Source organism: Paraburkholderia terrae, assembly GCF_002902925.1.
GTDB lineage: Bacteria > Pseudomonadota > Gammaproteobacteria > Burkholderiales > Burkholderiaceae > Paraburkholderia > Paraburkholderia terrae.
Window position 1 is genome coordinate 2382896 of sequence record NZ_CP026111.1, and the last position, 12517, is coordinate 2395412.

Sequence of the window (12517 nt, forward strand, 5' to 3'; positions counted from 1 at the left end):
GCAAACACCGTAACGCGGATGCCAGCGCAACGACATGCAAACCACCCCAGCGTCGCAGTCAAAACAACCCACCCGGAGCATTCAATGATCGACATCTACAGCTGGGCAACGCCCAACGGCCACAAGATCCACATCATGCTCGAGGAGACGAACCTCGAATACAAGGCCCACCCGATCAACATCGGCGCAGGCGATCAATTCACGCAAGAATTCCTGGCAATCAGCCCGAACAACAAAATCCCCGCCATAGTCGACAGCGACGGCCCAAAGCGCCCGGACGGCAAGCCATTCTCCCTATTCGAATCGGGCGCAATCCTGATCTACCTGGCCGAAAAAACCGGCAAATTCCTGCCCACAGACCCAGCGGCCCGCTACGAAACCCTGCAATGGCTGATGTTCCAGATGGGCGGCATCGGCCCGATGCTCGGTCAGACACACCACTTCCGCGTCTACGCGCCGGAACCGATCGAGTATGCGATCAACCGCTACACGAACGAAACAAAACGCCTGTACGGCGTGATGGACACGAAGCTCGGCAAGACGCGCTACCTGGCAGGCGACGACTACACCATCGCCGATATCGCCACGTTCCCCTGGACGCGTTCATGGCAAAACCAGGGCCTGCAAATCGACGAGTTTCCGAACGTGAAGCGCTGGCATGAAGAGATCGCCGCCCGTCCCGCCGTGCAACGCGGCGTCGAAGTGCTCGCGTCGGCGCGCGTGCCGCTGATGGACGAAAAAGCGAAGGAAATACTGTTCGGCGCGACGCAGTACGCCAAGCACTGAGCATCGCGCGACGCTGGCGGATGCAACTAGAAATAGTGCCGCGTGATGAACTCCGCAATGCACACGGGACGCTCGCTGCCCTGCCGTTCGAGCGTCACGTTCCACGCGATCTGCACGCCGCCCTCCTCGACATCCGTCACGCTCGCGACAACGAAGCTCGCGCGCAATTGCGACCCGACAGGCACGGGCGCCGTAAAGCGCACACGGTTGAGCCCGTAGTTGACACCCATGCGTTGCTCAAAACGAAACGTATCGACGAGCAACGCGGGGATCAGCGACAGCGTCAGAAAACCATGCGCAATCGGTCCGCCGAACGGCGACTCGCGCTTCGCGCGTTCGGGATCGACGTGAATCCATTGATGATCGCCCGTCGCCACCGCAAAACGATCGACGCTCGCCTGATCGACCTCGACCCAGGCGCTCATGCGCGGCGGCTGGCCGACGAGTACACGCACGTCGTCGGCCGAAGCGAGCGTCAGCTCGGGCGTCATGCGGCCGCTCCGGGATTGCGCAGCCCAAAGATCGCCTTCGAGCGCACGGTAATCACCAGTTCACCGTCCTGATTGAAACCCTGCCACTCCGTCGACACGATGCCGCGATCCGGCTTGCTCGCCGACACGCGCTTGTCGAGCACGCTGTTCATCATGCGGATCGTGTCGCCGACGCGCACCGGCTTGAGCCAGCGCAAATCGTCGATGCCCGGCGAGCCCATCGATGTCGAGCCCGCCAGCACGTTGCGCACCAGCATGCCCATCATCACCGAGCACGTGTGCCAGCCGCTCGCGATCAGCGTGCCGTACGGCGATGCGGCAGCGCCCGTATCGCTGACGTGAAACGGCTGCGGATCGAACTGCTCCGCGAACCGGACGATCTCGTCGCGCGTGAACGTGTGCGAGCCGACTTCATACGACTTGCCGACTTCCATGTCCTCGTAGCTCAAACCCATCTTTCACCTCGTTTGCATGTGTTGGCGGCGGCGCTCATGCGTCGGCCGTTGCGAAGCCCGGCAGCGCGGCAAAGCGCGCCAGATGATGATCAACATCGCCGAGCGTGGTTTCGATGATAGCGAGACGCTTGAACAGATGCGCAGCCGCGACCTCGTTGGTCACACCCATGCCGCCGTGCAGTTGCACTGCCTGCTGTCCGACGAAGCGCGCCGCTTGCCCCACGCGCACTTTTGCCGCCGATACCGCGCGGCGACGCTCGTCGACATCGTCGCTGCCGTATCGCACGGCGGCGAGATACGTCGCCGAGCGCGCCTGCTCGGTGTGGATCAGCATCTCGACCATCCGGTGCTGCAGCGCCTGAAAGCGCGCAATCGGCACGCCGAACTGCTGGCGCGTCTTCGTGTATTCGACGGTTGCGTGATTCAGCGCGTCGAGCGCGCCGATCGCCTCCGCGCACAGCAACACGACACCGTAATCTGCGATGTGCTCCAGCGCGGCCGCGCCCGCGTGCCTGCCGTTCAGCTTGCGCGCCGGCGTTGCGTTGAACGCGAGCGTCGCGGCGCGCTGGCCGTCGATCGTCCGATAGTCGGTGATCTGCGTGTTCGCTGCATCGCGCGCAACGACGAACAGCGCAATCTCGCCATCGAGCCGCGCGGGAACGATCCAGTGATCGGCCTGCGCGCCGTGCTGCACAACCGATTTCGTGCCGCTCAGCGCGTAACCGTTGCCCTCGCGGGTCGCCGTCGTGTCGATCGAAAAAAGATCGTAGCGCGCGTGGGGCTCATGGAAGGCGACAGCGAGCTTGCTCTCGCCTTGCGCCGCACGTTCGAGCAACGCAGCATCGTCGCTGTCGCCCGTGCCGGAAAGCTTTAGCGCCTCGATACCGACAGCCGTCGACCAGTACGGCTCGACGACGATCGCGCGTCCCAGTTCCTGCATCACAACCAGCATATCGACCGTGCCGCCATCGAAGCCACCTTGTGCTTCAGGCACGGGCAACGCGGTCAGGCCCAGTTCGGCAAACGCGGACCAATGCTCGTCCGACACGCCCGCTTCCGTTCGCACGATCGCCTGTCGCGCCTCAAAGCCGTACTGCTTGTCGAGATAACGGCGCAGCGCGTCCGCGAATTGCTGTTGTTCGTCGGTGAAATTGAAGTTCATGCGCCGCTCCTCACAGTCCGAGAATCATCTGCGCGATGATGTTCTTTTGAATTTCGTTCGAGCCACCGTAGATCGATGTCTTGCGGTAGTTGAAGTAGTACGCGGCAAGCGGCGCAGCATCGTCGTCGCCCGCGATGCTGTGCGCGCGTTCGCCTTCGAGGAACGGCACGTCGAACGGCGCGGCGAGCGGCCCGACGGCTTCGAACATCAACTCCGTCAAACCCTGCTGCACTTCCGTGCCCTTGATCTTCAGCATCGACGCTTCCGGCCCCGGCCCGCGTCCGCCCGCTTCATTCGCGACCACACGATGCACCGTCACTTCGAGCGCCATCAATTCGATTTCGAGGCTCGCGACCTTTGCGGCGAACAGCGGATCGAGCAGCAAGGGCTTGCCGTTCTTCTTCTGATTCAGCGCGATGCGCTTGAGGAACGCGAGTTCGCGTTTCGACTGCCCGACGCGCGCGATACCCGTCCGCTCGTGGCCGAGCAGATACTTCGCGTAAGTCCAGCCGCGGTTCTCGTCGCCGACGAGGTTTTCGACGGGGACTTTCACGTCTTCGAAGAACACTTCGTTAACTTCGTGATCTTCGTCTAGCGTGATGATGGGGCGTACGGTGATTCCCGGCGTCTTCATGTCGATCAGCAGGAAGGAAATGCCCTCCTGCTTTTTCGCGCCGCTGTCGGTACGCACGAGGCAGAACATCATGTCGGCGTGCTGGCCGAGCGTCGTCCAGGTCTTCTGGCCATTGACGACGTAGTGATCGCCGACACGTTCGGCGCGCGTGCGCAGCGATGCCAGATCGGAGCCCGAACCCGGCTCCGAATAGCCCTGGCACCACCAGTCGGTGCCGTCGAGAATACGCGGCAAGTAGTGGCGCTTTTGCGCTTCGCTGCCGTACTTCATCAGCACGGGCGCGACCATCGATACGCCGAACGGCAGCACCGTCGGCGCGCCGAGCTGGGCGCACTCCTCGTCCCAGATATGGCGCTGCGTTGCGTTCCAGTCCGGGCCGCCATATTCCGCAGGCCACGCAGGCGCCGACCAGCCGCGCTGGCCGAGCAGCTTGTGCCAGCTCGCGAAGTCATCGCGATTCAGACGCTTGTGATTGAGAACTTTGTCGCGCAGCTCGTCAGGCAGATTCGCTTCGAGCCAGGCGCGGATGTCGGCGCGAAATGCGTCGTCGGCGGGGGAATAATTCAGGTCCATGCGCAGTGTCTCCTGGCCGCGGCCTTGCGCCGCCAGGAGCACTGCAAGCAATGGTTATTGCAGCGGCTCTTTCAGTGCGGCGGGTACAGGCAGCGGCATCACATCGATGCCTTCTTCGACGAGGGCTCGTGCATCCTCAGGCGTCGTGACGCCCCGGATACTGCGAGCAGGCGCTTCGTTGTAGTGAATGCGCCGTGCTTCCTCGGCAAAGCGGTCGCCCACGTTCTCGGTCTTTTCCAGCACCTCGCGCAGCGCGCGCATCACGTGCGCCTGCAGCTCGCCAGCGTCCGCCGCCGCTTTTTCCTTCGACGCGTTCGACGCGCTCGTCGCACCCGACAGATTCAGGCGCGGCGCCGACGGCAAACGGCTCACTTCCGTCGCTCCGCAGATGGGACATGCGACCAGCTTGCGGGACAACTGCGATTCGAAGTCATCGGCGGAAGCGAACCAGCCTTCGAACCGATGATCGTGCGGGCACTGTAGATCGAGGACCTTCATGTGGAATCAGGGCTTGCGTATGAGTTTAGCGCAAAATAGAAATTTGTGAACGGTCGTTCGCTAAATGCTTTTGCTTTTTTTACCGCCTGGACGGCGCGGTGGCGAACGAGAATCAGCCATTCTAGCGCGTTGGCGCGGGACGCGCCGACGCTCGAATGGCTGCGTATGACGAATGCCGAAAATGAAAAACGGCAGCGCAAGGCTGCCGTTTCGTTGGATGCGGCGTCCCGCGAGCGTCAGTCCGCTTCTGGCGCATTCTCCGGCCACGCGCCCGACAGCAGCTTCTCCAGCCAGAACGTGCCGATGATCGTTTTCACGTCGCTCAACTGCCCCGTGCGTACCCACTCGGACACATCCGACACCTTCGCGATGAACGTCTCCAGGAACTCGCCGTCGTCGAGCTTGCGCTCGCCCGCCGTCAGACCACGCGCGACGTAGATGTCGATGAATTCCGTCGAGTACGAAATGATGGGGTGAACGCGCGTCAGATAGATGTATTCGCGCGCCGTGTAGCCGGTTTCTTCGAGCAGCTCGCGCTTGGCGCACGCCAGCGGATCTTCGTTCGGATCGAGCTTGCCTGCCGGATACTCGTACATCACCTTGCCCATCGCGTACCGGTACTGGCTTTCCATCAGCACGCGGCCGTCGTCGAACAGCGGGATCACCATCACGGCGCCGGGATGTTGCACGTATTCGCGCGTCGCCTGCTTGCCGTCGGGCAAGCGCACGGTATCGCATTTGACCGTCATGAACGGCCCTTGATAGGCGACTTCGCTCTTGATGCAGGTTTCTTTGAGTGCGGTGTCGTGATCGGGGAGTTCTGCCATGTGCGACCTCTTTGCGGCAAGAAGCGCGACGGCCGGAACCGTCAGCGCCGTTTGACGAGATATTGAAACGTGAAGCCCGGGAAGGCGAGCACGACGAACAGGCTGAACGTGATCGCGTAGAACTGCCAGCCTTGATCGAAGCGGTTGCCGGCGCGCGCTTCGAGCATGAAGCCGAGCGCGCCGACGATGAAATACAGCACGATCAGTTCGCCGAGCCTGAGCCACGTACTTTTCTTCGTGGCCTTCAGCGGCATGACACCGAACAGCCGCTGATTCAGGAACGGCAGGTTGGCGCCGACAAGCGCCAACAGCACGATGAACCACCCCGCCGCCGACATTACAGCGGCAGCGTATGCGTAATCGCGTTCAGGCAGAGCGACATCAGCGGGCCCGGAACGATGCCGAGCACCAGCACGGCCACGCCGTTGAGCGCGAGCAGCGCGCGCTTGCAGGTATCGCCTGCGATCGGCGTCGTGTCGACGGCGTCGTCGAAGTACATCAGCTTCACGATGCGCAGGTAGTAAAACGCGCCGAACAGCGACGTGATCACCGCGAGCACCGCGAGCCACGTGAGGCCTGCGTTCATCGTCGCTTCGAGCACGGCTAGCTTCGCGTAGAAGCCGACCGTCGGCGGGATGCCGGCGAGCGAGAACATCAGCACCATCATCACGAATGCGAACACCGGGCTGCGCTGGTTGAGACCCTTGAAGTCGTCGAGCGTTTCAGCTTCGAAGTCGCGGCGTGCAAGCAGCATGACCACACCGAACGAGCCGAGCGTCGTCAGCAGATAGACGATGCTGTAGAACATCGCCGAGCCGTACGCGCTTGCTGCTGCGCCCGTCTTGCCGTCCACGACGCCCGCCAGCAGGCCGAGCAGCACGAAGCCCATGTTCGAGATCGCCGAATACGCCAGCATCCGCTTGATGTTGCGCTGGACGATACCCGTGATGTTGCCGACGATCATCGACAGCGCGGCCAGAATGACGAGCATTTCCTGCCAGTCGACGGCGAGCGGCAGCAGACCCATCACCAGGAAGCGCAGACCCCATGCAAACGCGGCAACCTTCGGACCGCCGCCGACGAGCATCGTCATCGCCGTCGGCGCGCCTTGGTAGACGTCCGGCACCCACATGTGGAACGGCACGGCGCCCATCTTGAACGCGATACCCGCGACGATGAAGATCACGCCGAACAGCAGCACGACATCATTGATGTGACCGGAAGCCACAGCCTTCAGCACTTCGTTCAGTTCGAGCGAACCCGTCGCGCCGTAGAGCATCGAGATGCCGTACAGCAGGAAGCCCGACGCCAGCGCGCCGAGCACGTAGTACTTCATCGCGGCTTCGTTCGACGGCGCATGTTCGCGGCGCAGCGCAATCACGGCGTACAGCGACAGCGACATCAGTTCCAGACCGAGGTACAGCGTCAGGAAGTTGTTGCCGGAGATCATCACCAGCTGGCCGAGCAGCGAGAACATGCCGAGCAGGAAGAAGTTGCCCTCGTACAGGCCGCGATCTTCCAGATACTTGCGCGAGTAGACGATCGACACCGCGTAGCCCAGCGACACCACCGCCTTCATCACGTTGGCGAACGGGTCCACCACGTACATGCGCGAGAAGTAGTATTGCGGCCCGGTGCCCGAGAAGGCGTCGACGGCGAACCAGATGCCGGCCACGACCGTGGAAATCAGCGCGATGAAATACGTCGTGCGGCGGCTGTTCGGGCCAACGAACGTGTCGATAAGCCACGCAACGACGATAGCGGTCATCACTAGCGCGTCGGGTAACAGGGCGGTCATAGGTGCGTTTTGCATGATCTTTAAATTCCTCCGCTTCGCATTACTGCGACAGCGGCAGCTTCGACTGCGCAACGTGGGACAGAAGGTTCTCCACCGACACGTGCATTACTTCGGTAAAGGGCTTCGGATAGATGCCCATGTACAGCGTCAACGCGGCGAGCACGCCCAACATGAAGAACTCGCGGCGATTGATGTCGACGAGGTTCTTCACGTGATCGTTCACCACCGCGCCGAAGTACACGCGCTTGTACATCCACAACGTATAGGCCGCGCCGAGAATCAGCGTGACGGCCGCACCGAACGCGATCCAGAAGTTGTACTGGACAGCGGCCAGAATCACCATGAACTCGCCGACGAAGCCGGAGGTGCCCGGCAGGCCGCAGTTCGCCATCGAGAACAGCATCACGAGCGCCGCGAACTTCGGCATCGTGTTGACGACGCCGCCGTAGTCGGCGATCTGACGCGAGTGCATGCGGTCATACAGCACGCCGATGCAAAGGAACATCGCGCCCGACACGAAGCCGTGCGAGATCATCTGCACGATCGCGCCTTCCGTACCGAGCTGGTTGAAGATGAAGAAGCCGAGCGTGACGAAGCCCATGTGCGCGATCGACGAGTACGCAACCAGCTTCTTCATGTCGGCCTGCACCATCGCGACGAGACCGATATAGACGACGGCGATCAGCGACAGCGTGATGACGACGGGCGCGAGCAAGTGGCTCGCATCCGGCGCGATCGGCAGCGAGAAGCGCAGGAAACCGTATGCGCCGAGCTTCAGCATGATCGCGGCCAGCACGACCGAGCCGCCCGTCGGCGCTTCCACGTGCGCGTCCGGCAACCACGTGTGGACAGGCCACATCGGCACCTTGACGGCGAACGCGAGGAAGAACGCGATGAACAGCAGCACCTGCGGCGTCATCGACAGCTTCGCGGCGTGCCACGTTGCCAGATCGAACGTGCCCGTCTGCGTGTACAGATACAGCAGGCCGACCAGCATCAGCAGCGAGCCCATCAGCGTGTACAGGAAGAACTTGAACGCCGCGTACACGCGGTTCGCCCCGCCCCACACGCCGATGATGATGTACATCGGAATCAGCGTCGCTTCGAAGAACACATAGAACAGCATGCCGTCGGCTGACGAAAACACGCCGACCATGATGCCCGACAGGATCAGGAACGCTGCCAGATACTGCGCGACGTTCTTCGTGATCACTTCCCATGCTGCGATCACGACGATCACCGTGATCAGCGCCGTCAACACGACGAACCACATCGCAATACCGTCGATACCGAGGTGGTACGTGATGTTGAAGCGCTCGATCCAGTTAGCCTTTTCTTCGAACTGCAATGCTGCCGTACTCGTGTCGAAATCCGTCATCAACGGAATCGTCACGATGAAACTCAACACCGACCCGATCAGCGCAATCCATCGCGCCGGACCGGGATTGCGATCTGAACCGATGGCCAGAACCACCAGGCCGAAAATAATCGGCATCCAGATCGCGATACTCAGAATCGGAAACGTCGTGTGCATGAGAAATGTCTCCAGCCTGTTTTTTATTTGCCGCCGAGCGTTACAAACAGGGTCAGGAGCCCCAGCATGCCGATGATCATGGCGAATGCGTAGTGGTAGATGTAACCCGATTGCAGGAAACGGATCACGCTCGCAAACCAGCCGATAAAGCGCGCGCTCCCGTTGACAATACCGTCGATGACCACGATGTCGCCTTCCTTCCACAGCCCGCGGCCGATGGCCACTGCGCCGCGTGCGAACACGACTTCGTTGATCTTGTCCATGTAGTACTTGTTATCCAGCAGCGTGTAGATCGGACCGAAACCACGCTTGATGACGGCGGGGAGATCCGGACGCTTCAGGTACAGGAACCACGAGACCACTACCCCAGCCAGCGCCAGCCACACGGGCAAGCCCGACGCGGCGTGCAGACCCATCGAGGCCCAGCCCTGGAATTCTTCCGCCATCTCGTGCAGCGCCGGATGGTTTTCGCCGATGAAGATCACCTTCTCGAACGCCACGCCGTGCTGGAAGAAATCGCCGTACAGCATCGGGCCGATTGCGATGGCGCCGATCACGACAGACGGAATGGCGAGCAGCACCAGCGGCAGCCAGACGACCCATGGTGTTTCGTGCGGCTCGTGAGCGTGATGGTCGTCATGACCGTGGCCGTGATCGTCGTGATGACCGTGGCCGTGCGCCGCTGCTTCCGCGCCCAGCGGCGAATCAGGATGCTTCGGACCGCGGAAGCGCTCTTCGCCGTGGAACACCATGAAGTACATGCGGAACGAGTACAGCGCCGTGACGAACACGCTCGCGACGACCGCGAAGTACGCGAAGCCCGAACCCGGCAGATGCGACAGCTTCACCGCATCGATGATCGAGTCTTTCGAATAGAAGCCCGAGAAGAACGGCGTACCGATCAGCGCCAGCGAACCAACCAGCGACGTGATCCACGTAATCGGCATGTATTTGCGCAGGCCGCCCATGTTGCGCATGTCCTGATCGTGGTGCATGCCGATGATCACGGAACCCGCGCCGAGGAACAGCAGCGCCTTGAAGAACGCGTGCGTCATCAGGTGGAACACGGCGACGGGGTAAGCCGACACGCCGAGCGCAACCGTCATGTAGCCGAGCTGCGACAGCGTCGAGTAAGCGACGACGCGCTTGATGTCGTTCTGCACGACGCCGAGGAAACCCATGAACAGCGCTGTGATCGCGCCGATCACCGTGATGAACGACAGCGCCGAGTCCGACAGTTCGAACAGCGGCGACATACGCGTCACCATAAAGATACCGGCCGTCACCATGGTTGCCGCGTGAATCAGTGCGGAGATCGGCGTCGGGCCTTCCATTGAGTCGGGCAGCCACACGTGCAGCGGGAACTGCGCGGACTTACCCATCGCGCCGATGAAGAGGCAAATACACGCGACGGTCAACAGGCCCCAGTCGGTGCCCGGGAAGCTCAGCGAGGCCAGCTCATGGCTCTTCGCGAACACGTCGCCGTAGTTCATCGACCCGCCGTACGCAAGGATCAGACCGATGCCGAGAATGAAGCCGAAGTCGCCCACGCGGTTGACGATGAACGCCTTCATGTTCGCGTAGATCGCGCTTTCACGCTTGAAGTAGAAGCCGATCAGCAGGTATGACACGAGACCCACCGCTTCCCAGCCGAAGAACAGCTGCAGGAAGTTGTTGCTCATCACGAGCATCAGCATCGAGAACGTGAACAGCGAGATGTACGAGAAGAAGCGCTCGTAGCCGGTTTCCTCGTCGGCCATGTAGCCGATCGTGTAGACGTGAACCATCAGCGACACGAAGGTCACCACGCACATCATCATCGCTGTGAGCGTGTCGACGAGGAAGCCGACTTCGAACTTCACCTTGCCGACCGTCATCCATTCGTACACGGTCGCGTTGAAGCTCGCGCCGTGGAGCACATCGAGAAACACGATGCACGAAAGCACGAACGAAATCGCGACGCCGAGAATCGTGACCGAGTGCGCACCGGCACGTCCCACCGTCTTGCCGAAGAGCCCCGCAATCAGCGAGCCGGCCAGCGGTGCAAGCGCTACCGCCAGCAACAGGTTTTCATTGAGTGTCGTTGACATAACAGCCTGTGCCTGAAGTTAACCTTTGAGCTGATCGAGATCCTCGACATTGATCGTGTCGAGGCTACGGAACAGGGTCACCAGAATTGCAAGACCGATCGCCGCTTCCGCTGCCGCAACCGTCAGCACGAAGAAAACGAAGATCTGGCCATGCACATCGCCGAGATAATGCGAGAACGCGACGAAGTTCGTGTTGACCGCCAGCAGCATCAGTTCGATTGCCATCAGGATGATGATGACGTTGCGACGGTTCAGGAAAATGCCAACGATGCTGATCGCGAACAGGATCGCGCCGAGCACGAGGTAATGGGCAAGGGACAACATATTTTTCTCCTCCTGAGCTCAGCTGTTCTTGCCGGCGCCAGCGTCGCCAGCAACGATTTCAGGTTCAGCCGGACTTTCCTTTTCCGCTGCCATCTTGACCACGCGCACGCGGTCCTGGGCGCGCACCTTCACCTGATCCGACACGCGCTGGCGCTTGCTGTCCTTGCCGTGACGCGTGGTCAGCGCAATCGCCGCGATGATCGCGACCAGCAGCACGAGGCCGGCCACTTCGAACGCGAAGATGTAGTCGGTGTAAATGACCTTGCCGATCAGGCGTGTGTTCGACCAGTCGGCGGCGCCTGCAACGGCGGCCGTCGTGTCGCGCACAGGTTGAACCGTCGCGCCGTAGCCGTGCCAGAGAATCAGCGCCGTCTCGATCACGATGATCGCGCCCACGATGGTCGCCATCGGTACGAAGCGTTTGAAGTCGCGCCGCAGCACGTCGAGATTGATGTCCAGCATCATCACGACGAACAGGAACAGCACCATCACCGCGCCGACGTACACCAGCACCAGCAGGATCGCGAGGAATTCCGCCTGCAGCAGCATCCAGATCGCGGCCGCGTTGAAGAACGCGAGCACGAGGAACAACGCGGACGCCACCGGGTTGCGCGAAGTGATCACCTTCAGTCCTGACACCGTCAGGAGTAGCGCGAAGATGTAGAACAGTACGGTCGTGAAGTCCATGATTACCGATTCATCGTTAGGCCATCGTCAGGCTTGGTGCTTTGGCGCGCGTCGTCTTCTGCCTGTGTTGCGTGACGCGGCACCAGAGCGGTCTGGCAGCGTCGCGCGGTCTTGTGCCTGCCGGACCGCGCGCCGTCGAACTGCTGTTTCAACCTATCAACGATAGGGTGCGTCGGCTGCCTTGTTTGCAGCGATTTCCGTTTCGTAACGGTCGCCGACTGCCAGCAACATGTCCTTCGTGAAGTACAGATCGCCGCGCTTTTCGCCGTGATACTCAAGGATGTGCGTTTCGACGATCGAATCGACCGGGCAACTCTCTTCGCAGAAACCGCAGAAGATGCACTTGGTCAGGTCGATGTCGTAGCGCGTCGTGCGGCGCGTGTTGTCCGCGCGCGTTTCCGATTCGATCGTGATCGCGAGCGCCGGGCACACTGCTTCGCACAGCTTGCACGCGATGCAGCGCTCTTCGCCGTTTTCGTAGCGGCGCAGCGCGTGCAGGCCACGGAAACGCGGCGAGATCGGGGTCTTCTCTTCCGGGAACTGCACAGTGATCTTGCGCTGGAACGTGTAACGTCCCGTCAGCGCGAGGCCCTTGAGCAGCTCGGTCAGAAAGAAGGTCTTGAAGAAGTTTTGGATTGCGGTCATGGTTCGTCCGCCC

Annotated in this window: 14 protein-coding genes; 1 reads left to right on the plus strand and 13 read right to left on the minus strand. The window is 61.4% G+C overall.

Features of this window, described 5'->3' with window-relative positions; genetic code table 11:
- Positions 1–84: 84 nt before the first annotated feature.
- Positions 85–786 carry a glutathione binding-like protein gene (locus tag C2L65_RS10495; protein WP_042314705.1) on the plus strand — a complete coding sequence of 234 codons (702 nt, stop codon included), beginning with the start codon at positions 85–87 and terminating at the stop codon, positions 784–786.
- 26 nt (positions 787–812) lie between these two features.
- Here C2L65_RS10495 and C2L65_RS10500 read toward each other — a convergent pair whose 3' ends face one another.
- The 13 genes from C2L65_RS10500 to nuoI all read right to left on the minus strand — a co-directional run bounded on the left by C2L65_RS10500 (position 813) and on the right by nuoI (position 12504).
- Positions 813–1277 (minus strand): MaoC family dehydratase, encoded by a 465-nt coding sequence (locus C2L65_RS10500; protein ID WP_042314706.1) that lies wholly within the window; start codon positions 1275–1277, stop codon positions 813–815.
- Positions 1274–1732 carry a MaoC family dehydratase gene (locus C2L65_RS10505; RefSeq protein ID WP_042314707.1) on the minus strand — a complete coding sequence of 153 codons (459 nt, stop codon included), beginning with the start codon at positions 1730–1732 and terminating at the stop codon, positions 1274–1276. Before C2L65_RS10505 ends, C2L65_RS10500 begins: the two co-directional genes overlap by 4 nt.
- 34 nt (positions 1733–1766) lie before the next feature.
- A complete protein-coding gene (locus C2L65_RS10510; protein WP_042314708.1) occupies positions 1767–2894 on the minus strand; it encodes an acyl-CoA dehydrogenase family protein in 1128 nt (375 codons plus the stop codon).
- A gap of 10 nt (positions 2895–2904) precedes the next feature.
- Positions 2905–4101 carry an acyl-CoA dehydrogenase family protein gene (locus C2L65_RS10515; RefSeq protein ID WP_042314729.1) on the minus strand — a complete coding sequence of 399 codons (1197 nt, stop codon included), beginning with the start codon at positions 4099–4101 and terminating at the stop codon, positions 2905–2907.
- Between the two features lie 54 nt (positions 4102–4155).
- Complete coding sequence (locus tag C2L65_RS10520) at positions 4156–4599, minus strand: DUF1178 family protein (RefSeq protein ID WP_042314709.1); 444 nt, start codon at positions 4597–4599, stop codon at positions 4156–4158.
- Between the two features lie 236 nt (positions 4600–4835).
- Positions 4836–5426: an NUDIX domain-containing protein gene (locus tag C2L65_RS10525; RefSeq protein ID WP_036003845.1), complete on the minus strand. Its 591-nt coding sequence runs from the start codon at positions 5424–5426 to the stop codon at positions 4836–4838.
- A 41-nt stretch (positions 5427–5467) separates the two neighbouring features.
- On the minus strand, positions 5468–5764 hold the full coding sequence (locus tag C2L65_RS10530) for a DUF2818 family protein (RefSeq protein WP_042314710.1): 297 nt from the start codon (positions 5762–5764) through the stop codon (positions 5468–5470).
- Positions 5764–7239, minus strand: a complete 1476-nt coding sequence (nuoN, locus tag C2L65_RS10535) for an NADH-quinone oxidoreductase subunit NuoN (protein ID WP_042314711.1) — start codon at positions 7237–7239, stop codon at positions 5764–5766. Before nuoN ends, C2L65_RS10530 begins: the two co-directional genes overlap by 1 nt.
- Positions 7240–7264: 25 nt before the next feature.
- A complete protein-coding gene (locus C2L65_RS10540) occupies positions 7265–8758 on the minus strand; it encodes an NADH-quinone oxidoreductase subunit M (RefSeq protein WP_042314712.1) in 1494 nt (497 codons plus the stop codon).
- Positions 8759–8781: 23 nt separating this feature from the next.
- A complete protein-coding gene (gene nuoL / locus C2L65_RS10545; protein WP_042314713.1) occupies positions 8782–10848 on the minus strand; it encodes an NADH-quinone oxidoreductase subunit L in 2067 nt (688 codons plus the stop codon).
- Between the two features lie 18 nt (positions 10849–10866).
- Entirely contained in the window at positions 10867–11172 is a 306-nt protein-coding gene (nuoK, locus tag C2L65_RS10550) for an NADH-quinone oxidoreductase subunit NuoK (RefSeq protein ID WP_007588140.1), read from the minus strand.
- Positions 11173–11190: 18 nt separating this feature from the next.
- Complete coding sequence (locus tag C2L65_RS10555) at positions 11191–11859, minus strand: NADH-quinone oxidoreductase subunit J (protein WP_042314714.1); 669 nt, start codon at positions 11857–11859, stop codon at positions 11191–11193.
- Positions 11860–12015: 156 nt separating this feature from the next.
- A complete protein-coding gene (gene nuoI / locus C2L65_RS10560) occupies positions 12016–12504 on the minus strand; it encodes an NADH-quinone oxidoreductase subunit NuoI (protein WP_007588142.1) in 489 nt (162 codons plus the stop codon).
- Positions 12505–12517: the final 13 nt, after the last annotated feature.

What these genes read in the sequence shown, in the direction of transcription:
- C2L65_RS10505 (WP_042314707.1), bottom strand. Translation starts at nt 1,732, where the DNA reads ATGGGTTTGAGCTACGAGGACATGGAAGTCGGCAAGTCGTATGAAGTC.
- C2L65_RS10520 (WP_042314709.1), bottom strand. Translation starts at nt 4,599, where the DNA reads ATGAAGGTCCTCGATCTACAGTGCCCGCACGATCATCGGTTCGAAGGC.
- nuoL (WP_042314713.1), bottom strand. Translation starts at nt 10,848, where the DNA reads ATGTCAACGACACTCAATGAAAACCTGTTGCTGGCGGTAGCGCTTGCA.
- C2L65_RS10540 (WP_042314712.1), bottom strand. Translation starts at nt 8,758, where the DNA reads ATGCACACGACGTTTCCGATTCTGAGTATCGCGATCTGGATGCCGATT.
- C2L65_RS10555 (WP_042314714.1), bottom strand. Translation starts at nt 11,859, where the DNA reads ATGGACTTCACGACCGTACTGTTCTACATCTTCGCGCTACTCCTGACG.
- C2L65_RS10530 (WP_042314710.1), bottom strand. Translation starts at nt 5,764, where the DNA reads ATGTCGGCGGCGGGGTGGTTCATCGTGCTGTTGGCGCTTGTCGGCGCC.
- C2L65_RS10525 (WP_036003845.1), bottom strand. Translation starts at nt 5,426, where the DNA reads ATGGCAGAACTCCCCGATCACGACACCGCACTCAAAGAAACCTGCATC.
- nuoK (WP_007588140.1), bottom strand. Translation starts at nt 11,172, where the DNA reads ATGTTGTCCCTTGCCCATTACCTCGTGCTCGGCGCGATCCTGTTCGCG.
- C2L65_RS10515 (WP_042314729.1), bottom strand. Translation starts at nt 4,101, where the DNA reads ATGGACCTGAATTATTCCCCCGCCGACGACGCATTTCGCGCCGACATC.
- nuoI (WP_007588142.1), bottom strand. Translation starts at nt 12,504, where the DNA reads ATGACCGCAATCCAAAACTTCTTCAAGACCTTCTTTCTGACCGAGCTG.
- C2L65_RS10495 (WP_042314705.1), top strand. Translation starts at nt 85, where the DNA reads ATGATCGACATCTACAGCTGGGCAACGCCCAACGGCCACAAGATCCAC.
- C2L65_RS10510 (WP_042314708.1), bottom strand. Translation starts at nt 2,894, where the DNA reads ATGAACTTCAATTTCACCGACGAACAACAGCAATTCGCGGACGCGCTG.
- nuoN (WP_042314711.1), bottom strand. Translation starts at nt 7,239, where the DNA reads ATGCAAAACGCACCTATGACCGCCCTGTTACCCGACGCGCTAGTGATG.
- C2L65_RS10500 (WP_042314706.1), bottom strand. Translation starts at nt 1,277, where the DNA reads ATGACGCCCGAGCTGACGCTCGCTTCGGCCGACGACGTGCGTGTACTC.